The organism is Actinoplanes sp. 13, from assembly GCF_056134165.1.
Genome location: NZ_JBVYOQ010000055.1, coordinates 1 through 20041 on the forward strand (window position 1 = coordinate 1; position 20041 = coordinate 20041).

At 71.9% G+C, this 20041-nt stretch carries 22 protein-coding genes and 2 pseudogenes; 17 read left to right on the top strand and 7 right to left on the bottom strand.

Annotated elements, in window-relative coordinates:
* Together AC0NH5_RS42415 and AC0NH5_RS42420 are read left to right on the top strand one after the other, a co-directional pair.
* Positions 1-438: pseudogene (locus AC0NH5_RS42415) on the top strand (NDP-hexose 4-ketoreductase); the annotation flags it as partial.
* 89 nt (positions 439-527) lie between these two features.
* Positions 528-1136 carry a DUF4291 domain-containing protein gene (locus tag AC0NH5_RS42420; protein WP_474414059.1) on the top strand — a complete coding sequence of 203 codons (609 nt, stop codon included), beginning with the start codon at positions 528-530 and terminating at the stop codon, positions 1134-1136.
* Here AC0NH5_RS42420 and AC0NH5_RS42425 read toward each other — a convergent pair.
* Positions 1095-1991 (bottom strand): HhH-GPD family protein, encoded by an 897-nt coding sequence (locus AC0NH5_RS42425; RefSeq protein WP_474414061.1) that lies wholly within the window; start codon positions 1989-1991, stop codon positions 1095-1097. The two genes, AC0NH5_RS42420 and AC0NH5_RS42425, sit on opposite strands and share 42 nt — an antisense overlap.
* A gap of 20 nt (positions 1992-2011) precedes the next feature.
* Here AC0NH5_RS42425 and AC0NH5_RS42430 point away from each other — a divergent pair, with 20 nt between their 5' ends.
* The 4 genes from AC0NH5_RS42430 (at position 2012) to AC0NH5_RS42445 (ending at position 4402) form a co-directional block, all read left to right on the top strand.
* Positions 2012-2521, top strand: coding sequence for a glycine cleavage system transcriptional repressor (locus tag AC0NH5_RS42430; protein WP_474414063.1), 510 nt, complete (start codon positions 2012-2014; stop codon positions 2519-2521).
* Positions 2518-3057, top strand: a complete 540-nt coding sequence (locus tag AC0NH5_RS42435; RefSeq protein ID WP_474414065.1) for a peptide deformylase — start codon at positions 2518-2520, stop codon at positions 3055-3057. The genes AC0NH5_RS42430 and AC0NH5_RS42435 overlap by 4 nt, the downstream gene beginning before the upstream one ends.
* 82 nt (positions 3058-3139) lie before the next feature.
* A complete protein-coding gene (locus AC0NH5_RS42440; protein ID WP_474414067.1) occupies positions 3140-3889 on the top strand; it encodes an adhesin in 750 nt (249 codons plus the stop codon).
* A 3-nt stretch (positions 3890-3892) separates the two neighbouring features.
* Positions 3893-4402 carry a 2'-5' RNA ligase family protein gene (locus tag AC0NH5_RS42445; protein WP_474414069.1) on the top strand — a complete coding sequence of 170 codons (510 nt, stop codon included), beginning with the start codon at positions 3893-3895 and terminating at the stop codon, positions 4400-4402.
* A 268-nt stretch (positions 4403-4670) separates the two neighbouring features.
* On the opposite strand, the gene AC0NH5_RS42450 is transcribed toward AC0NH5_RS42445, so the two are convergent.
* The 5 genes from AC0NH5_RS42450 to AC0NH5_RS42470 form a co-directional block, all read right to left on the bottom strand.
* Positions 4671-5522: a hypothetical protein gene (locus AC0NH5_RS42450; protein WP_474414071.1), complete on the bottom strand. Its 852-nt coding sequence runs from the start codon at positions 5520-5522 to the stop codon at positions 4671-4673.
* Positions 5523-5833: 311 nt separating this feature from the next.
* The gene (gene disA / locus AC0NH5_RS42455; RefSeq protein WP_474414073.1) at positions 5834-7015 is read right to left on the bottom strand and encodes a DNA integrity scanning diadenylate cyclase DisA; all 1182 of its coding nucleotides are present in this window, start codon (positions 7013-7015) and stop codon (positions 5834-5836) included.
* Positions 7016-7282: 267 nt separating this feature from the next.
* On the bottom strand, positions 7283-8704 hold the full coding sequence (radA, locus tag AC0NH5_RS42460; RefSeq protein ID WP_474414075.1) for a DNA repair protein RadA: 1422 nt from the start codon (positions 8702-8704) through the stop codon (positions 7283-7285).
* Positions 8705-8777: 73 nt separating this feature from the next.
* On the bottom strand, positions 8778-9509 hold the full coding sequence (locus AC0NH5_RS42465) for a hypothetical protein (protein ID WP_474414077.1): 732 nt from the start codon (positions 9507-9509) through the stop codon (positions 8778-8780).
* Between the two features lie 103 nt (positions 9510-9612).
* Positions 9613-10440: a UbiA family prenyltransferase gene (locus AC0NH5_RS42470; RefSeq protein ID WP_474414079.1), complete on the bottom strand. Its 828-nt coding sequence runs from the start codon at positions 10438-10440 to the stop codon at positions 9613-9615.
* A 66-nt stretch (positions 10441-10506) separates the two neighbouring features.
* Here AC0NH5_RS42470 and AC0NH5_RS42475 point away from each other — a divergent pair, with 66 nt between their 5' ends.
* The 4 genes from AC0NH5_RS42475 to AC0NH5_RS42490 are packed head-to-tail and all read left to right on the top strand — an operon-like array spanning position 10507 to position 13893.
* The gene (locus AC0NH5_RS42475; RefSeq protein ID WP_474414081.1) at positions 10507-11220 is read left to right on the top strand and encodes a class I SAM-dependent methyltransferase; all 714 of its coding nucleotides are present in this window, start codon (positions 10507-10509) and stop codon (positions 11218-11220) included.
* A complete protein-coding gene (locus AC0NH5_RS42480) occupies positions 11217-12371 on the top strand; it encodes an acyl-CoA dehydrogenase family protein (protein WP_474414083.1) in 1155 nt (384 codons plus the stop codon). Before AC0NH5_RS42475 ends, AC0NH5_RS42480 begins: the two co-directional genes overlap by 4 nt.
* Positions 12365-13441 (top strand): type III polyketide synthase, encoded by a 1077-nt coding sequence (locus AC0NH5_RS42485; RefSeq protein WP_474414097.1) that lies wholly within the window; start codon positions 12365-12367, stop codon positions 13439-13441. The genes AC0NH5_RS42480 and AC0NH5_RS42485 overlap by 7 nt, the downstream gene beginning before the upstream one ends.
* Complete coding sequence (locus AC0NH5_RS42490; protein ID WP_474414085.1) at positions 13438-13893, top strand: DUF6023 family protein; 456 nt, start codon at positions 13438-13440, stop codon at positions 13891-13893. The genes AC0NH5_RS42485 and AC0NH5_RS42490 overlap by 4 nt, the downstream gene beginning before the upstream one ends.
* Before the next feature lie 48 nt (positions 13894-13941).
* Here the strand turns inward: AC0NH5_RS42490 and AC0NH5_RS42495 are convergent, their stop codons facing one another.
* Positions 13942-14712 (bottom strand): hypothetical protein, encoded by a 771-nt coding sequence (locus tag AC0NH5_RS42495; protein WP_474414087.1) that lies wholly within the window; start codon positions 14710-14712, stop codon positions 13942-13944.
* 335 nt (positions 14713-15047) lie between these two features.
* Between AC0NH5_RS42495 and AC0NH5_RS42500 the strand changes: the two genes are divergently transcribed.
* The 7 genes and pseudogenes from AC0NH5_RS42500 to AC0NH5_RS42530 all read left to right on the top strand — a co-directional run bounded on the left by AC0NH5_RS42500 (position 15048) and on the right by AC0NH5_RS42530 (position 19975).
* Entirely contained in the window at positions 15048-15533 is a 486-nt protein-coding gene (locus AC0NH5_RS42500; protein WP_014447856.1) for a CarD family transcriptional regulator, read from the top strand.
* A 41-nt stretch (positions 15534-15574) separates the two neighbouring features.
* Entirely contained in the window at positions 15575-16285 is a 711-nt protein-coding gene (gene ispD, locus AC0NH5_RS42505) for a 2-C-methyl-D-erythritol 4-phosphate cytidylyltransferase (protein ID WP_474414099.1), read from the top strand.
* 324 nt (positions 16286-16609) lie between these two features.
* The gene (ispF, locus tag AC0NH5_RS42510; RefSeq protein ID WP_474414089.1) at positions 16610-17086 is read left to right on the top strand and encodes a 2-C-methyl-D-erythritol 2,4-cyclodiphosphate synthase; all 477 of its coding nucleotides are present in this window, start codon (positions 16610-16612) and stop codon (positions 17084-17086) included.
* Between the two features lie 69 nt (positions 17087-17155).
* Positions 17156-17440 (top strand): annotated as a pseudogene (locus tag AC0NH5_RS42515) (response regulator transcription factor); the annotation flags it as partial.
* 82 nt (positions 17441-17522) lie between these two features.
* Entirely contained in the window at positions 17523-17909 is a 387-nt protein-coding gene (locus tag AC0NH5_RS42520) for a PPOX class F420-dependent oxidoreductase (RefSeq protein ID WP_474414091.1), read from the top strand.
* Between the two features lie 19 nt (positions 17910-17928).
* Positions 17929-19050, top strand: coding sequence for a tetratricopeptide repeat protein (locus AC0NH5_RS42525; protein ID WP_474414093.1), 1122 nt, complete (start codon positions 17929-17931; stop codon positions 19048-19050).
* A 79-nt stretch (positions 19051-19129) separates the two neighbouring features.
* Complete coding sequence (locus AC0NH5_RS42530) at positions 19130-19975, top strand: hypothetical protein (RefSeq protein WP_474414095.1); 846 nt, start codon at positions 19130-19132, stop codon at positions 19973-19975.
* Positions 19976-20041 lie beyond the last annotated feature (66 nt).

Sequence of the window (20041 nt, forward strand, 5' to 3'; positions counted from 1 at the left end):
AACGACGAGCTGAAGCAGCACTTCCGCCCCGAGTTCCTCAACCGCATCGACGACACGATCGTCTTCCACCAGCTGCGTGAGAAGGAGATCCTGCAGATCGTCGACATCTTCACCGCCCGCATCGAGGGGCAGCTGAAGAACAAGGACATGGGTCTGGAGCTGACCGACACCGCCAAGCAGTACCTGGCGGCCAAGGGCTTCGACCCGGTCCTCGGTGCCCGGCCGCTGCGCCGGACCATCCAGCGCGAGCTGGAGGACACCCTGTCCGAGCAGATCCTCTTCAACGAGCTGCGCCCCGGCCAGATCGTCGTGGTCGACTGCGAGGGCGACCCGAAGCAGGTGGAGAAGGCCAAGCTGGTCTTCCGCGGCGCCGAGAAGGGCGTGACCGTGCCCGACGCGGTCCCGGCCGACCTGGGAGCCACCACCAGCGAAGAGTAACCAGCGTGACAGTGACGGCCCGGCTGCATGGCAGCCGGGCCGTTGCTATCTCGCTCGCTTCGCGCGGCGCCCGCGACCATGCTCTGCTCATGCAACGTCAGATCCGAGCGGTGTACGACGACTCCACCGTCACCGTCTACCAGGCCTACTCCCCGGCGATCGCCGAACCCGCGCTCCGGGCCGGCCGCTTCGTGCCGCCGTTCCGGCGGGAGCGGATGACCTGGATCAAGCCGTCCTTCCTGTGGATGATGTACCGCTGCGGCTGGGCCCGTAAGGAGGGCCAGGAGCGCGTGCTGGCCGTGTCGATCACCCGCGAGGGCTTCGAGTGGGCCCTGGCGAACGCCGCGCTCAGCCATTACGAGCGTGGTGTGCACGCTGATCGGGATGCCTGGCGGCGTTCCCTGCGCGAAGCCCCGACCCGGGTGCAGTGGGACCCGGAACGCGACCTGGACCTGCGGGAGTTGCCGTACCGGTCGCTGCAGCTCGGGCTCGGTGGGGCCGCCGTTCCGCGCTATGTCGACGAGTGGACGGTTCGGATCACCGACGCGACCGGGCGGGCCCGGGACATCCGCGACCGTCTGGATACCGGGGACAGGGCCGGTGCAGCCGCACTGCTGCCGGTGGAGCGGCCGTACCCCCTGCCCGCCGGGTTCTCCCTAGAGCACCTGCACCTCGCCGCGGGGCCCGTCCCCGGCTAGCACGAACTCCGCCGGTCCGTGCGCCTCCACCAGGCCGTCCTCCACGAGGCCGGCGAGCGCCCGGGCCCGCTGCACCTCGTCGTTCCACACAAGATCCAGCTGCCGCCGGGGCACCGGTCCGGTGGCGTGCCGCAGCACCTCCAGGATCAGCCCGCGGACCTGACGATCGGTTCCCGCGTACTTCTGCGGTTTGCGGCTCGGCCCCGCCGGCAGCGGCGCCCCGCTCAACCGCCAGGCGCACACCTGCTGGAACGGGCAGTCCAGGCACTTCGGTGCGCGCGCGGTGCACACGATGGCGCCCAGCTCCATGAACGCGATGCTCGCCTTCGCGGCCCGCGCCTCGTCGGCCGGCAGCAACTCCTCCATCGCCACCAGGTCGGCCGCCGTGGTCGTCGGCCCGGCGTCCGGTTTGCCCTCCACCGCACGGCACACCACCCGGCGCACGTTCGTGTCCACGACCGGGTGACGCTGCCCGTACGCGAAAGTGGCCACCGCCCGCCCGGTGTACGTCCCGACTCCCGGCAACGCCAGCAGCTGGTCGAGATCGTCCGGAACCCGGCCGCCGTGCCGTTCCACGATCGCCACCGCGCAGGCGTGCAGCCGCATCGCCCGGCGCGGATAGCCCAGCCGTCCCCACATGCGGATCGCTTCGGCGGCGGGGTCGGCGGCGAGGGCTGCCGGGGTGGGCCAGCGGGTCATCCAGGAACGCCAGGCAGGCTCCACACGCACGACCGGGGTCTGCTGGAGCATCACCTCACTGACCAGAACACCCCAGGGGGTGGTGTCCGGTTGCCGCCACGGAAGATCGCGGGCATTTGCCTCATACCAGGTGATTGCTGCGTCGGCGAGAGTCATAGCCCGTTTACTGTAGGCGGGTGCATGAGCTCGCCATCACCGTCATCGGTCCGGACCGGACCGGCATCGTCGCCGACGTGGCCGAAGCCCTGGCCGGAGTCGGGGCGAACCTCACCGACTCCACGATGACCCGCCTGCGCGGGCACTTCGCGATGACCCTGATCTGCAACGGGCCGACCGCGGCCGAGGCGGAACGCGCGCTGGAGCCGCTCACCGGCGGCGGGCTGCTCGCCACGGTGCGCAAGGTGGAGCCGGAGTCCGAGGGCGGCGCCAACGGCGAGCCGTACCTGGTCAGCGTCCACGGCGCGGACCGGCTCGGCATCGTCGCCGCGGTCACCCGGGTGGTCGCCGCGGCCGGCGGCAACATCACCGACCTCACCACCCGTCTCACCGGCCCGCTCTACGTGCTCGTCGCGGAGGTCGACCTGCCCGCCGGCACCGGCGACGAGCTGGCCCAGCGGCTCGCCGTGGCCGCCGCCGAGCTGGACGTCGACGTCACCGTGCGCCGGGCCGAGTCGGAGCTCCTGTGAGCGACCCCGGGCTGGAGTGGAGCGGACCCGAGGGCCGGGTCAGGCCGGTCGTCACCGCGCCGGCGAGCGTGCTCGGCGCCGTCGGAGCGGAGGTGGACCCGACCGACCCGGAGATCGTCCAACTGGCCGCGGACCTGGTCGCCACCATGCGGGTCTCGCCGGGATGCGTCGGTCTCGCCGCGCCGCAGGTCGGTGTCGGCGCCCAGATCTTCACCGTCGACGTGGCCGGACACCCCAAGGCCGTCACCACGCACGGCACGTTCGTGCTCTGCAACGCGAAGATCATCGAGGCGAGCCGGTGGCGGCCCGGCCGGGAGGGCTGCATGTCGGTTCCCGACCTCACCGGCGACGTGAAACGCGCCGCCCGGCTCGTCGTCGAGGCGGTTCTGCCCGGTAGCGGTGAGCCGGTCACGGTGACCACCGACGCGTTCGAGGCCCGCGCGCTGCAACACGAGATCGACCACTGCGCCGGCAAGTTGTTCCTGGACCGGGTCGCCGGCGCGCACGCGATCTACCAGCGCAAGGTCTATCTGTAACGAGCGTTTCGCGAGTTGGTGTCGCATAACCGGCGCGTCGTGCACATGGTGCGTGGCGGACAGGTCTACGGTGGTGCGCATCATGCGTGCGACGGTTGGTCCCCTGCCACCCGCTGTCTACTGGCGGCGGCGTGCGGTCGTGCTGGGCGCAGTGCTGCTCGGCGTCATCGTGCTGTTCGTGTCGTGCTCCCAGGAGGACGACAAGAACCCGAACACCAAGAACGCCTCGTCCCAGTTCCCGACGCCGGCACCCGCCTCCAACCAGTCGGCGCCGACCTCGGATCCGTCCTTCCTGGCCACGGCCCCGCCGGTCGGTGACGCGCTGCCCGACCCGGCCGACCTCCAGACCGGCCGGCCCGACACCGACGACGAGGACGCGCTGCCGACGACCGCGCCGACCACCGGCACGAACGGCAACGTCGCCGCCCCGGCCGACGGGTCCTGTGCGGACACCGAGATCGCCGTGACGCCGATCCCGGCCGACACCACGATCCGCCGCGGCACCCCGGTCGACCTCCGGCTCAAGGTCAAGAACATCGGCACGCGGACCTGCAACCGTGATGTCGGCGCCGACGCGCAGGAGCTCTACCTGGAGCAGGGCGCGCTGAAATTCTGGTCGTCCGACCCGTGCAGCACCGCCAAGGGCAACGACATCAAGTCCTTCGCCCCCGGCGCCGAGCGCGAATACAAGATCACCTGGAACGGCCGGCAGTCCAGCCAGTGCGCCAACGGCCAGCCCTCCGGCCCGGTCCCGCCCGCCGGTCAGTACGAGTTGCGTGGCCGCCTCAGCCAGATCGTCAGCAAGCCGGTCACCGTCTCCGTGGTCTCCTGACGCTTGGTCGCGGCACTCGAGCTCTACCTGGACGTCGACGCGACCCGGCGGATCCGCACCCTCTGGCGCGCCCTCGACGCCGAAGGCATCCCCAGCCTCGGCTCCCTGCACCAGAGACACCGCCCGCACGTCTCGCTGGCGGCCACCCACCGCTTCGACCCGGACGCGGTGGCCGAGGCCCTCGCGGATCTGCCTGTCGGCCGCGGCCTCAACCTCCGGATGGACTTCGCCGGCCAGTTCGTCGGCCGCGTCCTCTGGCTCGGCGTGACGGTCACCGCGGACCTCCTCGACCACCATCGCCAGGTCCACGAGCGCCTCACCGCGGGCGGCATCGACGTCTGGGATCACTACCGGCCCGGGCGCTGGGTGCCGCACTGCACGATCTCGCTGCGGGTGCCCAACCCGATGATGGCCCCGGCCGTCCGCCGCTGCCTGGAATACCTCCCGATCACCGCCGAGACCACCGGCGCCGCCGTGGCCGACCACGCCAACGACGTGCTGCACCCGCTCTGAAGCAGCCTCCCCTTTCCATCCGACAATCCCTATTTCGTACGAGCCACAACTCCCACAACCGCAGCCGACGCGTACCGGGCCTACCCCGCGACCCCCTGCCCGGTCCGGGCCGCAGCGCGGCCGCCGGGCTGAAGTGGGTGGTTCAAGAAGGCGAGAAGGGCTGCGGGGAGCCGGCAGCGGACGGTGCTGCCGACTCCCCACGACCAGGAGTGAAGCCTGTGGATCTGCTTGCGACGACCTTCGCGTGGTGACTCATGGCGCGGGCGGGTCAGCCCACCGGGGTGCAGTCGGGCGGGGCGGTCCAGGAGCCGGTGGTGGTGGTAGAGGCGTTGTCGCGCACCTCCACCGCCCCGGACGCGCGCGAGACCAGATCTGTGTGCTCACCGGGGCGCACGTGGACACGCCTGCCACCGGCCAGGAAGACGGCGTCCACGTTGGCGCCGGCCGCGTTGACCAGGCGGGTGTTCAGCACCCCGTCGCACCAGTTCTCGAACGTAACCGCCGGCCGGGGCGCGCACTCGGTGACGCCGCCGACGTAGGACGCCGAGCCGCTGGCCGAACGGCCGCCGACCCCGTCCGGGCCGCTTCCGGCAGCACCGGTCGAACGACTCCCGACACCGGCCGCCGGGCCGCTTCCGGCAGCACCGGTCGAACGACTCTCGACACCGGCCGCCGGGCCGCTTCCGGCAGCACCGGTCGAACGACTCCCGATACCGGCCGCCGAACCGAGCGTGCGGTCGCCGTAGGGATCAGAAGTCGGCTCGGCAGCAGGCTCATCGACGATCCCGCTGCCGAAGACTGCCTCGACCAGCGTGGCGCAGCCGGGCACGTCGACGTCGAGCGTCACGCTGCGCCGGCCGGTGCTGATCCACGCGCTGTCAGCGTCGTACACGAACGCGGGGCCCCTGGTGTACGACACAAGCGAGAAAGCCTGCTCCTCGCCGTCACACAGTGGCTGGGCCGAGGTGATCGTGACTGTGCCGCCGGCGCCGTCGAACTCGTGCTCGTACGAGGCCTGGGCCGCGGTGACGCAGGACGAGCTGCCGGTGGCCCGGGCGACCCCGGTGAAGCCGGCTGCCGTGAGAACGACAACGCCGAGCACGAGCGGTAGACGTCGCATGACCGGCCCCCAACGGATCGGGTGGGGGCGGTCTCACCACTGACTCCCCGGGCCGCATGCGGTGACCGATGAAACTCGGCCCGGATCACGATCTCCCCAATTCTGGGCGCTCCAGGCATTCCGCCGGAGCTGGGCAAAGGCTATGCCGAGCCATGGGCAAAAGCCAGCGACAGTGACGCTCCGTGATGGCGCTCCATGAGGAGGCACGCCCGGAATCGTCGATCCAGGCCTGCGGAAGCACCCAGTGTCCGACCTGGGAGTGGCCTAACTCACAGCGATGTTCACTCCGTGACGCTGTGTCAGCTAATTGATCACACGTACCGCTCGAGGATCGACGCCTCGGCGAGGCGGGACAACCCTTCCCGCACCCCGCGTGCACGGGCGTCACCGACCCCCTCCACCGCCTGCAGATCCTCGACCGTAGCTCCGAGCAATCGCTGGAGGCTCCCGAAGTGGTCGACCAGCCGGTCCACGATCTGGCCGGGCAGGCGGGGCACCTTGGCGAGCAGGCGGAACCCGCGCGGAGAGACCGCCGCGTCCAGCGCGTCGGAGGCGCCGGGGTAACCGATGGCTTTCGCCACCGCGACCAGGTCGATCATCTCGGTGGCGGTGAGCAGGTCCAGCTCGACGAGCGCCTCGTCGAGAGTGCGGGCCTTGCGGCCGGTGGGCAGGTAGTCGCGGATGACCAGCGTGCGGTCGGCGTCGACACCGGCCATCAGCTCGTCGAGCTGGAGGGCGAGCAGCCGGCCGTCGGTGCCCAGCTCCACCACGTAACCGGAGATCTCGTCGGCGATCCGGCGGACCATCTCCAGCCGCTGCACGACGGCGACCGCGTCCCGCACGGTGACGAGGTCCTCGATCTCCAGTGCGGACAGCGTGCCGGAGACCTCGTCCAGGCGGAGCTTGTAACGCTCCAGGGTGGCCAGTGCCTGGTTGGCCCGGGACAGGATGGCGGCCGAGTCGTCCAGGACGTGGCGCTGCCCGTTCACATAGAGGCCGATGATGTGCATCGACTGGCTGACCGAGATGACCGGGAAGCCGGACTGCTTGGCGACCCGCTCCGCGGTGCGGTGCCGGGTGCCGGACTCCTCGGAGGGGATGGACGGGTCGGGCATCAGATGCACCGCGGCCCGGACGATGCGGGTGCCGTCGCTGGACAGGACGACCGCGCCGTCCATCTTGCACAGCTCGCGCAGCCGGGTCGCGGAGAACTCCACGTCGAGCGGGAAACCGCCGGTGCAGATGGCCTCGACGACCGCGTCGTAACCGAGCACGATCAGCGCGCCGGTGCGCCCGCGCAGGATGCGCTCCAGGCCGTCGCGCAGCGCGGTGCCGGGCGCCATGAGCGCGAGGTTCGCCCGCAGTGGATCGCTGGCACCGCCGGTGAGCCCGGGGCCGGCCGCCGGCGTCATCGCGCGATGTCCCACGCCGTTGACGCCGAGACGTGGCGTTGAACTGGCGGCGGGCTTGGAACCATCGCGGTCGAGCGGCACCTGGACAGTCTACGGACTGTCATCCACGCCAACGAGGGATGGTTCGATGAATGCTCCGTAGCGTGATGATTCGTGACTCTGAGTGCTTCAACCTCGATTCCTGGGCACGAATCTGGCGCAGTGTCACGGTTTGATCCAGTGTCACGAACGAGCGCGGCGTCATAGGCGAGCACGGCGTCACGGGTTGGTCCAGCATTCCGAGTGGGCTTGGCTTTCCGGGCGGGCTTGGCTTTCCGGGCGGGCTTGGCTTTCCGGGCGGGCACAGCGTCACCGGGCGACATGCTCGGCCGAGGCACGTGCCGCGCTCTGCAGCGCCGACCGCAGGTCACCCACCTCGATCACCTCCATGCCCTTGGGAGTGCCGGCCTCTCCGTTGGGCCCGCAGCCGGGCGGGACCAGCGCCACCTTGAACCCGAGCCGGGCCGCCTCGGCGAGCCGCCGGCCGACCGCACCGACCCGCCGGATCTCGCCGGTCAGGCCGACCTCGCCGATCGCCACCAGATGGGGGGCCATCGCCAGGTCGAGGCCACCGGAGGCGACCGCGAGCGCCATCGCCAGGTCGGCGGAAGGCTCGGTCAGGCGGATGCCGCCGACGGTCGCCGCGAACACCTCACGGTTGTAGAGCTTCAGCTGCTTGGTGCGCCGCTCCAGCACGGCCAGCACCATGGCCAGCCGGGCGCTGTCGAGACCGGACACCGTCCGCCGGGGTGAGCCCTGCACCTCCGCGCCGATCAGCGCCTGCACCTCGGTGACCAGCGCCCGCCGGCCCTCCATCGCCACTGTCACGCAGGTGCCGGGAACCGGCTCCAGATAGCGGGTGAGGAAGAGTCCGGACGGGTCGGGCAGGCTGGTGATGCCGCCCTCGTGCATCTCGAAGCAGCCCACCTCGTCGGCGGCGCCGAACCTGTTCTTCACGCCGCGCACCAGGCGCAGCGAGGAGTGCTTGTCGCCCTCGAAGTGCAGCACGACGTCGACCAGGTGCTCCAGGACCCGGGGGCCGGCGACCTGCCCGTCCTTGGTGACGTGACCGACCAGGACGGTGGCGATGCCGCGCTCCTTGGCGATCGAGACCAGCGCCGCCGTCACCGCCCGGACCTGGGTGACCCCGCCGGGCACCCCCTCGGTGCCGGGTGCCGAGACGGTCTGCACCGAGTCGAGCACCAGCAGGCCGGGCTTGACCGCGTCGAGGTGACCGATGACCGTGCCGAGGTCGTTCTCCGCGGCGAGATAGAGCCTGTCGTGCAGGGCGCCGAGCCGCTCGGCCCGCAGCCGGACCTGGCTCACCGACTCCTCACCGCTGACCACCAGCGACGGGCTGCCCGCGCCGGACGCCCACTGCTGGGCCACGTCGAGCAGCAGGGTGGACTTGCCCACCCCCGGCTCGCCGGCCAGCAGCACCACCGCGCCGGGGACCAGGCCGCCGCCGAGCACCCGGTCCAGCTCGCCGACGCCGGTCGGCACGGCCCGGGCCGGCGCCGCGCTGATCTGGGCGATCGGCCGGGCCGGCTCGGACGGCATGCGCGAGCTGACCACCCGGCCGGAGACGAGCGGAGCGGACACCGTGGACTCGATCACCGAGCCCCACTCGTTGCACTCCGGACAGCGGCCGAGCCATTTGGGTGGCTGGTGGCCGCACGCGTCGCAGACGTAAGCGGGCCGGGGCGCCTTGGCAGCCTTGGAGGTGGTCACTTGGCCAAGTTAGCCGGGAGGTACGACATTCCTCGTATCAGGCGGCCGCAGCGCTCTCGGCCCGCGACCGGCGTCAGCCGTGCGAGGTGTCGCCGAGGTTCTCCTCGGGCGCCTCGCCCTCTTCGCGGGGCGCAGGCGACAGCGGGATGGCGATCGGGGCCTGCAGCTCGATGCTGGGCGCGCCGTTGCTGAACTCGAGGACCAGGTTCACGGCCATGCCCGGCTTGAGGTCGCCGGTGAGTCCGATGACCTGCAACTGCTCGGCGTCATCCGGGCGGAACAGCGCGGAGCCCTGCGGGCCGAGCTCGACGCGGGCCGGCGTCACGGTCGGCGCGGCCGGCGCCGCAGAGGCGCTCGGCGCCGCCGACGGCTCGCCCACCACCGAGGAACTCGGCTCGGCGGAGGCGCCCGGCTCGGGCGAACCCTCGGCGGCCGGCTCGGCGGACGCGGAGGCGGCGGCCGGCGCGGTCCGGACGAAGCCGACCTGCCGCGCTGCCACGACCTGCGTGCGCTCCGTCGGGCGGCTGGTGATCGCCACGGTGATCGGCTCGTTGGTCTGGTTGTAGAGGCTCATCTCGAGCGGCGCGCTCGCGCCGGACTCGTAGCCCTCGAGGCCGTGGTACTCGATCTGGACGTTACGCACGTACACACTGCCGTCCGCGGTCTGCGTGTCGACGCCGGCGATCGGCGTGTCGAGCATGGCGGTCTCCGCGACCTGACCGGCCGAGCATCCGCCCAGCGCAAGGACAGCGACCGTGGCGGCACCCGCGACCAGTGCGGCGCGACGGGTTCCCAGCGAGCGCATCACGATCCTCCAAATAGAGACACCCAGGTGCGGATCAGCCTAATGGGCGGCGATCCGCCGTGTGCGCCGACCCATCCATCCGGTGCCGATGAGCACGGCGGGGTCAGGCGACCCGGCCGCTCAGGACGAGCAGCAGGACGTCGATGAGGGCGACCACCATGACCGCCCGGAACAGCGCGACCGGCCGGCCTTTCGCGCGCTGTGCCGCGTACCACCCCAGCGGAAGGACCACGACGGCGGCCGCGGCCCCCACCAGGCCCGGCCACGACGGCGGCCCGGGTGGCCCGAAGACCAGCGTGAGCGTGGCGCCCAGCAGCAGTCCCGCGGCCGCGATCTGCGATCCCCGCGCGCCGATCCGGTGCGGCAGGCCGCGCACCCCGGTCGCCGCGTCGTCGGCGAGGTCCGGCAGCACGTTGGCGAAGTGCGCGCCGCCGCCGAGCAGCGCGCCGGCTGCGACCAGCCAGACCGGCGGCGTGGGGTGGCCGGGAAGCGAGACCACGACGAACGCCGGCAGCAGGCCGAACGCCACCAGATAGGGCACCACCGAGAGCGGGGTGGACTTCAGCGGCCAGTCGTAGAGCAGGGCGAACACCCCGACGACGGAGATGACCACGGTCGGCGCGACGCCGAGCGGCAGCGCGGGCAGCGGCACGGCGAGAGCGGCGAGCAGCCCGGCGACCCCGACCGTACGCCGGGAGACAGCTCCCGACGCGACCGGTTTGTCCCGCCGGCCCGCGCGCTGGTCCCGCTCGGCGTCCAGCCAGTCGTTCACCCAGCCCACCGCGAACTGGGTGGCCGCGACTGCGAGGGTGACCAGCACGAGCCGCCACCCGCGGTGCCCCGCGCCGAAGGCGAGCAGCGTCATCGCGAAGGTCACCGCCAGGCCCGGCTCCGGGTGGGCCGACTTGAACAGGGCGAGCGCACGAGACATGAGTCGCAGTGTGCGGCATGGGCTCCGGGCGTGCGAGCGTGCCGATCCCGTGGCAGGCTCGATCACATGCTGTCGATGCAGCGCAACGATCCACGTCAGTACGACGAGCTGGTCGGGGAGTGGTGGCGCCCCGGCGGCGATTTCGAGCTGCTGCACTGGCTTGCCGAGTCCCGGGCCGCGCTGATCCCGCCGGCCGCCGGGCCCGGTGCCGTCCTGCTGGACGCCGGCTGCGGCGGTGGCCTGCTGGCCCCGCACGTGCGGGCGAAGGGCTACCGCCACCTGGGTGTCGATCTCGGCCGGCTGGCGCTGAGCCAGGCCGCCCGGCAGGGCGTGTCCCCGGTCAACGGCGACGTGACGGCGCTGCCACTCGCGTCCGGCAGCGCCGATGTGGTGGCGGCCGGCGAGATCCTCGAGCACGTCACCGACCTGCCCGCGACGGTCGCGGAGCTGTGCCGGGTGCTGTGCCCGGGCGGCCTGGTGGTGCTCGACACGGTGAACGACACGGCGCTGAGCCGGCTGATCACGGTGACGATCGGCGAGCGTCTCGGGATCGCCCCGGTCGGCCTGCACGACCCGGAGCTCTTCGTTCCACCCCGGCGCCTGGTCGCCGAATTCGCCCGACACGGAGTTGACTTGTCGATCCGAGGTGTTCGTCCGAGCCTGACCGGGCTGTTCCGGTGGCTCGTCCGCAAGCAGAAACCGAGCCGGGGCCGCATCGTGCCGGCGTTCTCCGCCGCGGTCCTCTATCAGGGAACCGGGCGCAAGGCGGTGCCCGCATGATCGACGAGGCTCGCCGGCTCGCACCGCGGTTCGCCGCCCGCGCCGCCGACAGCGACCGGGACGGGAGCTTCCCCACCGACGACTTCGCCGACCTGCGCGAAGCCGGGTTCTTCGGCCTGATGGTGCCGGCCGCCCTCGGTGGCGGCGGCGCCGGCTTCCTGCAATATGCGGACATCGCGTACGAGCTGGCCCGAGGCAACGGGGCGACCGCGCTGGTCTTCAACATGCACGCCTCGGTGACCGGGGCGCTGGCCGGCATCACCGACGTGCTGGCCGATGCGCTCGGTCTCCCGCCGGAGGCGCTGGCCGCCCGGGACGACCATCTCAAGGCGGCCGCGGCCGGCCAGTGGTACGCGGTGGCGATGAGCGAACGGGGCGCCGGCTCCCGGCTCTCCCAGTTGACCACCGCTTACGAGCCGGTCGACGGTGGTTACCGGATCAAGGGCGCCAAGACGTTCTGCTCCGGGGCGGGGCACGCGGACGCGTACCTGATCGCCGCCCGCAGCGTGAGCGACTCCACCCAGGTCTCGCAGTTCCTGGTCCCGGCCGGCAACGGCCTGACCGTGGAGCGCACCTGGGACTCACTGGGCATGCGCGCCACCGGTTCGCACGACCTGCACATCGACGTGACCGTGCCGGCCACGGCCCTGCTCGGCGGGCTGGAAGGACTGGCGCTGGTCGCGGCGCAGCTCTCGCCGCACTGGATGGTCGCCAGCTACGCGGCGGTCTACGTCGGGGTGGCCCGGGCCGCGGTGGACGCCGCCATCGAGCACGCCAACGCCCGCGGGCTGGGCCGGCTGCCGGCCGTGCGGTCCCGGATCGGCCGGGCCGACGCCGCGGTCTCGGCCGCGCACCTGGCGGTCCGGGAGGCCGCCCGGCGGGTCGACGAGGCGCCCGGCGAGCCGGAGACCAACCGCTGGGTGTGGCGGGCGAAACTGCTGGCCGGCACGACCGCCGCCGAGGTGGCGGCCTCGATGCTGGAGGCGGCCGGCACCTCGGCGATGCGCCGCGGGCATCCGCTGGAACGGCTCTACCGGGACGCCCGGGCCGGCTCACTGCAGCCGGCCACCAGTGACGTCTGCGCCGACTGGCTCGGTGTGGAGGCCCTCGGCGGCGACCCGGACTCCGACGGCGTGGCGCCGCGCTGGTGAACGCCGTGATCAGCGGCCTCGGCGTCGCGCTTCCCCCGTCCGCGTCCCAGGACGACATCTGGGAGCGGTATTTCGCGAATCACTACACCGGGGCCCGCAAGGCTCTGGCCCGCCGGATCTTCGAGAACTCCGGGGTGCGCACCCGGCAGGCCGCGGTGAGCCCACTGCTGGAAGACGTGTCCGGCTGGTCCACCGAACGCCGGATGCGCCGCTACCAGGTCGAGGCCATGCCGCTGGGCAAGGCGGCGGTCGGCCGGGCGCTGGCCGACGCGGGTCTGTCCGCCGACGAGATCGGCCTGTTCGTGGTCTGCTCCTGCACCGGTTATGCCACGCCGGGGCTGGACATCCTGCTCGCCCGCGATCTCGGGATGTCACCGGGTGTGCAACGGCTCTTCGTCGGGCACATGGGCTGTTACGCCGCGTTGCCGGGCCTGGGCACGGCGAGTGACTTCGTGACCGCCCGAGGGCGGCCGGCGCTGCTGCTCTGCGCCGAGCTGACCAGCCTGCACCTGCAGCCGCCGGGCACCCGGACCGACATCCAGCAGATCGTTTCCCACGCGCTCTTCTCGGACGCGGCCTGCGCGGTGGTCCTCACGCCTGCGGCGTCCGACGGTCAACATCCGGCGGGGTACGCCGTACGCGAGGTCGCCGCTGTCACCGACACCACCACGGCCGACCACATGACCTGGGAGGTCACCGATCTGGGCTTCCGGATGGGGCTCTCCCCGCAGGTTCCCTCGGTCCTGTCCACCCATGTCCGCGGTCTCGTCGACGACATCCTGGCCCGGCACGGCCGGACCCTCGCCGACGTGGACGGCTGGGCCATCCACCCCGGCGGCCCGAAGATCCTCGACGTGGTCCAGGAACGGCTCGAGCTCGACGACCCAGCGTTGTCGGCGTCCCGTGGCGTGCTCTCCTCGTACGGCAACTGCTCGTCACCCACCGTGCTGCTCGTGCTGGACGCCCTGCGCCGGCGGGAGCGGCCACCGCGAACTGTCGTGATGCTGGCATTCGGTCCCGGCCTCACGCTCTATGTCACTCTTCTGGAGGGCTCTAGTCTCGGAGCGTGAACGGCGAACGGGGACGCGGGGCGGTTCTGCATTCGTTGGCTGTGCTGGTTCTGGTCGGCGGGGCGACCTGGTGGTGGCGGGCGGCACCGGAACCGGCCACCGACCCCCGCCTGCTGGACTGGCGTCTCAACGCCGAGCAGCTGCTGCCGGACGGCGGTGACCAGCAGTCCGCCTCGACCGTCGCGCTGCGCCCGGGCAGCGGGCACGACGCGGTCGCCGAGGTGGGCCACCGCGGCAAATACCTGGTGTCGGTGGTGTGCGCCGGCGACTCCGGCAGCCGGATCCGGGTGAGCCTCGGTGGTTATGACTCCGGCCGGGGTCTGCGCTGCTCCGGCGCGCGGACACCGGAGACGTTCAGCGTGGGGCTGGCCAGTGATCTGCACATGCGGGTGAACGTCGACGAGATCGGGCCGGTCATCTTCCGTTACACGGTGCAGCGGATGAACGACTAGCGTCTCAGCGCTCCAGCGGGGCCAGGTCAGCGCTCCAGCCGGGCCAGGTCAGCGCTCCAGCGGGGCCAGGTAAGGAAGGATCACCTCGACCGAGGCCACCCGGGGCGCTCTCTGGAAGATCTCACCTTTCCGGTCGGCGAGTACCACCGCGGCCGTTCCGTCCGGCGCGCCGAGATCGAGGTTGCGGCGCAGCGAGTCGGTCGGATCGCGCAGGTAGCTCACCGTCTTCCCCTCCACCTGCGGCGTGCGGGCCGGCTGCTGCGCCGGGGAGCTGGGCGGACTCGCGGCCGACACGATCAGCACGCTGGTGCGCGCCCCCGCCTTCGCCACGGTGTCGGCGACCAGGGTGTCGCAGTCGCAGCCGTCGGTGAGCAGGATGACCGCGGGCAGCCGGCTGAGGATCGACACCATCTGTCCGTCCGGGCCGATCAGGTCCATCCCGGGCAACACGCCGGTCGGCGTGTCGGTCGCGGTGGCGGTGCGCTGGGTGGCCGGCTGCCGGGGCGGTCCGGGCCAGGCCGAGGCGAACAGGCTGGCGATCGTCACCAGCACGGCCATCGAGATGATCAAAGCGGGGGTACGAACCACGACGCGCCCCGCCCGGCGGAGCCGCCGGATCGTGGCCCGGCGCCGGAAGCGCTGCCACCCGGTGGCCGGCACCGCCGTGTCCAGCTCAGCACGCACCGCCTCGACCTCGTCGGAAAGCTCGGAGAGGTCGTCCGGGATGACGATGACCCCCCACTCCTCGGGGAGATCCGGAAGATCGTCGGGGGAACCGCCGTCGGGCGGCCAGCCGCCGTTGTCGCTTGCGCCAGCCATGACTCACCCTCCCCCCTTACCGACCAGATCTTGCTTCGGCCGGGGAACTCCCGTCCAGCGTCCCCTACGAGTGGCCGCATCGCCAGTGGCGCGTCGTTGCGGTCATTAGCGATAAGCTTGATGTCACAAAGCCATCAGGTCCGGAATTTCCGACTCGACGGGCTGAGTTGTAACGCCGCGGTCACTTTGAGTTACTTAGGCAGCTTCTTGCCCCGCTGTCAAGCGGGAGAAAGCCCCGTCACAGGGCCTCTGAGCTGCACTAACAGTGACCGTCAGGGCGAGACACCGCCGCGTGGGCGTGTTACCCTAGACACAGCGAAAGGGGTTTCGAACCTATGGTTTTCAGTGTCGGCGAGACCGTTGTTTACCCCCACCACGGGGCCGCACTCATCGAGGCAATCGAGACTAGGGTCATCAAGGGCGTTGAAAGGCAGTACCTCGTTCTGCGTGTCGCCCAGGGCGATCTGACTGTTCGAGTGCCCGCTGAGAACGCCGAGGAAGTCGGCGTGCGGGAAGTGGTGGGCGAGGAAGGCCTGGGTAAGGTCTTCGACGTCCTCCGCGCTCCGCACACCGAGGAGCCGACCAACTGGTCGCGCCGTTACAAGGCGAACCTCGAGAAGCTCGCTTCCGGCAACCCGCTGAAGGTTGCCGAGGTTGTTCGTGACCTGTGGCGTCGTGAGCGTGAGCGTGGCCTGTCGGCGGGCGAGAAGCGGATGCTCGCCAAGGCGCGCGACATTCTGGTCGGCGAGGTGGCCCTCGCTGAGAAGAGCACGAAGGATGAGGCCGAGGTCCTGCTCGACAAGGTCCTCACCGAGGCCTGATCCACCGATCATCCCTCTGCACCTTGACCGACGACCGCGACGTGACCGCGCAGCTCAATGCTCGCGGTGACGTCGCGGTCGTCGTTCCGGCTGCCGGCGCCGGGCTCCGGCTCGGTCCCGGCGCGCCGAAAGCTCTGCGTCTCCTCGACGGCGAGCCCCTGCTCGTCCACGCGATCCGCCGGATCGCCGCGTCGCCCTCGGTCCGCATGATCGTGGTGGCCGCACCGCCCGCCGGTGTCGCCGACGTCCAGGCGTTGCTCGCCGGCGTCGCCCCGGTCACCGTGGTCCCCGGCGGGGCCGAGCGTCAGGAGTCGGTCGCTGCGGCGCTGGCCGTGGTCCCCGCCGACGTCGACATCGTCCTGGTCCACGACGCGGCCCGCTGCCTGGCGCCGATCTCCCTGTTCGAACGGGTCGCCGCCGCCGTCCGCGACGGCGCCGACGCCGTGATCCCGGCGCTTCCCGTCGTGGACACCATCAAAGAGGTCACCCCCGACGGTGCGGTCCGCGGCACCGTCGACCGATCGGTGCTGCGAGCGGTGCAGACCCCGCAGGGTTTCCGCGCCTCCGTGCTGCGCGCCGCACACGCCGCCACGGCCGACTCCCACACCGACGATGCCGGCGCGGTGGAGAGACTTGGGCGCCCGGTCGTCTGCGTGCCCGGGTCCGACCTGGCGCTCAAGATCACACGTCCGATGGACCTGGCGCTGGCCGCTCACCTGCTGACGCTGCCCGACCCCGACGCCCCCGCCTGACCGGCCGGCCTCAACCGGCCCGCTGCCGCGGATCTCGCCCGCCCACGCCACCCGCGCAGCGCCCCGCGCCACGCACACTGCGTCTGCGCGCCCGGCCTCGCAGCGCCCCGGCCTCACGCAGCGCCCCGGCCCCACGCAGCGCCCCGGCCCCACGCAGCCTCCCCGCGCCCGGCGCCGCGCTCCCGGCCTCGCGCTTGTGCGCCGCGCCCCGGCCCCGCGCCCCCGGCCCCGCTTGTGCACCCGCGCTTTCCTGCTCTGACCTGGGCCGATTCGTCCGCGCGACTTGTCGGCGGCTGTTGCCGGAGCGCGGCGTAGGCTCGCGGCGTGATCATTCCTCGGGTCGGTACCGGTACCGACGTGCACGCTTTCGACCCGGAACGGCCCTGTTGGGTGGCCGGCCTGCACTGGCCCGATGAGCCGGGACTCGCCGGTCACTCTGATGCTGACGTGGCTGCGCACGCGGCGTGTGACGCGCTCCTGTCGGCGGCGGGGCTGGGGGATCTCGGCAGCAACTACGGGACCAGCCGGCCGGAGTGGGCCGGCGCATCCGGGGTGGTGCTTCTCACCGAGACGGCTCGGCGGGTGCGAGCGGCCGGATTCGAGATCGGCAACGTCTCGGTGCAGGTGATCGGCAACCGGCCGAAGATCGGCAAGCGCCGGGCCGAGGCCGAGGAGGCGCTCTCCGAGGCGGTGGGCGCGCCGGTCACGGTTGCCGGCACCACCACGGACGGGCTCGGGCTGACCGGGCGGGGCGAGGGCCTGGCCGGAACCGCGGTGGCACTGATCTACACCCCCGAGTAACAAGCCCCGCACCCCGAGCACCTGACCCGGCGCCGAGGCGGCGGCGCCTACGACCCGGACGCGTAGGTGGTACGCCGGGTGGCCGCCGGCGGCACCGTGCTCGATCCCGAGGTGGTCGCCCAGCTGCTGGTACGCCACCGCAACGACCCCCTCGACCGCCTCACCCCGCGGGAGACGGACGTGCTGCGGTTGATGGCCGAGGGCCGCTCCAACAGCGGCATCGTCGACGCCCTGAAGGTCAGCCACAGCGCGGTCGAGAAGTACGTCGGCAGCATCCTCGCCAAACTCGACCTGCCACCGGCGGACACCGACCATCGCCGCGTCCTGGCCGTCCTGAAGTTCCTGCGTACCTGACTCGCCGGAATGTCGTACCCGCACACGGCGGGTGTTCACCATCACGGCGGGTGCGGCCGCCGCATCGGGCATGATCACTGCCATGAGCGTCGTTCTGCCCGGTCCCGCGCGGACGTTGATTGACAATCCCACCTACGCGGTGCTGACCACGATCAACGCCGACGGGACTCCGCAGTCGACCGTGATCTGGGTGAAGCGGGACGGCGACGACGTGCTCTTCTCGACCGTCCGCGGGCGGCGCAAGGCAGTCAACATGGAGCGGGACCCGCGGGTCTCGATCTGCGCGTTCGACCCGGCGCAGCCCTACCGGTACTGCACGGTGGAGGGGACGGTCGCGCTCGACGACGACGAGGGCGACCTGATCGGGGAGCTCAGCTACAAGTACGCGAACGAGCCGTGGACCGCGGACGAGCCGGAGATCACGCGCGTGGTGTGCCGCCTCACCCCGACTAACGTGATCTCCAGGTAGAGCGCCTACGCTCGGCAATGTGCCCACCCCCATGGAGCCCGACACCACGCCCGAAGAACACCGGCAACGGGCGCTGCTGCTCGCCGACCTCGGCCGATACGACGAAGCCGCGGAGGAGATCGCCTCCGGATTGACAGTGGCGCCGCGGGAGACCGGCCTGCTCGCCACGCTGGCTCGCATCCATCTCGCCGCGGATCAGCCCGTCGAGGCGCTTGCCGCTGCCGACCGGGCCGCCTCGGTGGACCCGCCGCCGCTGGCCGCCCTGGTCGTCCGGGCGATGGCGCTCACCGACAGCCGGCGGTACGCGGACGCTGCCCGGGTCGCCGCGGAGATCCTGAGCGGGTGGCCGGACGACGCGTACGCGCAGCGCACCGGCGCTGCCCTGCTCAGCGAGTCCCGGAACGGCCAGGAGGCGCTGAACGCCGCGTGGAACGGGGTGCGGATCGCGCCCACCGAGGCCGAGGCGCACCTGGTCCTGGCCGTCGTCGCGGCCCGGCTGCGGTTGTTCGACCTGGCCCAGCGGGCGTACGGGGAGGCACTCGAACTGGACCCGGCGGTCGGCGACGCGGGCCGGGATCTCGGCATCGTCCGGTTCGAGCGGCGCCGCTGGGCGCGCGCCCTCGAGGACCTGGCCGAGGAGGCGTCGCTCGGCACCCCGCCCGGAGGTGCGGGACCGGTCGCTGACCCGTACCCGCAGAAGAAGGAAGATCCGGACGTGAGCGAGCCGCCGGAGATCGCCCGGCCGGCCCGCCCGATCCTGGACTACTCGGACCAGTCGGCGGAGGCGGTGCGCGAGACCGTGCTCTACGGCGCGGGCGGCACCCTGGTCGCGGCGGTTCTCACCGGGGCGATGACGCTGATCAGCACCGGGATCTCGCGGGCGTGGGCGGGTCTGATCGGTGTGCTGGTGCTGGGCGCGGTGCTGCTCTGGTTCCGCAGCCGGCTGACCGAGCCGGCCGGGGTGGTGCTGGGCCGGCTGCGCGCGAGCGACCGGAATCTCGCGGCGGCGGCGTACCTGACCTTCGTCGCGCCGGTGTTCCTGGTCCTTTACGCCGGTATCGGCGGGCTGGTCCCGTTGGTGATCGGTATGGTGGTGGCCGCGGTCGCCGAGTTCCTGATGGCGATCAGCAAACGGGCGTGACGCAGCGTCGGGGCCGAGGGGCAAAGCGACATATTGGACCTGGTTGTCCGTTTCTCGCGGCGTCCATTAGGTTCGGGTCGTGTCAACGATGGTGCCTCCGCTCTACGCCGGGCTCGTCGACGACGCGTCCCTGATCCCGCCCAGCCCCATCGGTCTTCCCGACGCCGTCGCGAAACATAACGAGCACACCGCGTCGTGGTACGCGAGATTGCTCGGCTCCCTGCTGCTGCCCGCCTCGATCGTCGGCACCGAACCGGTGCCCCGGCTCTCGGCCGGTGTGATCGGTGACGTGCCGGCGGCGAGCCTGCCGGTGACGGTGGAGAAGCTGCGCGCCGCGGGAGTGGCGGTCGAGCACGTCGAAGCGGCGGTGGCCCGCCGGGGCGAGGACCCGCAGCCGGGCCTCGCCGCGCTGCGCTCGTTCGCGGCCGCCGAGGGCGATCTGCTCCTTTACGCCGAGATCCCGCTGAGCTGGGGTCTGCTGTCCGCCCTCGACGCGGTCGCCGATGCACGGGCGACCGGGCTGCGCATCGCGCCGAAGTTCCGGGTCGGCGGGCTGGCCGCGGAACTGTTCCCGACGCCGGTCGAACTGGCCGCGGTGATCTGCGCCTGCCGGGATCGTGATCTGCCGTTCAAGCTCGCAGCCGGGATGCGGCACGCCACCCGGCACACCGACCCGGAGACCGGTTTCACCCACCACGGTTTCCTGAACGTCCTGATCGCGACCGTCCTGGCGGCTGGCGGCGGCGAGGTGGCCGAGGTCGCCGAGGTGCTGGCGGCCACCCACCCGGTGCCGCTGGTCGAGCCGGCCCGCCGGCACCGGGACGGGCCGCGGCCGCTCTTCGTCGGCTTCGGGGCGGCGAACGTGGTGGAGCCGCTCACCGAGCTGGTCCGGCTGGGCCTGATCAACGGCGGTTACGGCTCCTGATCGATGGCGGCCCCGCCCGTCGCCACGGCTCCTGATCGATGGCGGCCCCGCCCGTCGCCACGGCTC

Excerpts from the sequence above, each read along its gene's own strand:
- AC0NH5_RS42520 (WP_474414091.1), top strand. The coding sequence starts at position 17,523 with ATGAGCGTCGTTCTGCCCGGTCCCGCGCGGACGTTGATTGACAATCCC.
- AC0NH5_RS42495 (WP_474414087.1), bottom strand. The coding sequence starts at position 14,712 with ATGGCTGGCGCAAGCGACAACGGCGGCTGGCCGCCCGACGGCGGTTCC.
- AC0NH5_RS42475 (WP_474414081.1), top strand. The coding sequence starts at position 10,507 with ATGCTGTCGATGCAGCGCAACGATCCACGTCAGTACGACGAGCTGGTC.
- AC0NH5_RS42420 (WP_474414059.1), top strand. The coding sequence starts at position 528 with ATGCAACGTCAGATCCGAGCGGTGTACGACGACTCCACCGTCACCGTC.
- AC0NH5_RS42465 (WP_474414077.1), bottom strand. The coding sequence starts at position 9,509 with ATGCGCTCGCTGGGAACCCGTCGCGCCGCACTGGTCGCGGGTGCCGCC.
- AC0NH5_RS42450 (WP_474414071.1), bottom strand. The coding sequence starts at position 5,522 with ATGCGACGTCTACCGCTCGTGCTCGGCGTTGTCGTTCTCACGGCAGCC.
- AC0NH5_RS42425 (WP_474414061.1), bottom strand. The coding sequence starts at position 1,991 with ATGACTCTCGCCGACGCAGCAATCACCTGGTATGAGGCAAATGCCCGC.
- AC0NH5_RS42480 (WP_474414083.1), top strand. The coding sequence starts at position 11,217 with ATGATCGACGAGGCTCGCCGGCTCGCACCGCGGTTCGCCGCCCGCGCC.
- AC0NH5_RS42500 (WP_014447856.1), top strand. The coding sequence starts at position 15,048 with ATGGTTTTCAGTGTCGGCGAGACCGTTGTTTACCCCCACCACGGGGCC.
- AC0NH5_RS42440 (WP_474414067.1), top strand. The coding sequence starts at position 3,140 with ATGCGTGCGACGGTTGGTCCCCTGCCACCCGCTGTCTACTGGCGGCGG.
- AC0NH5_RS42470 (WP_474414079.1), bottom strand. The coding sequence starts at position 10,440 with ATGTCTCGTGCGCTCGCCCTGTTCAAGTCGGCCCACCCGGAGCCGGGC.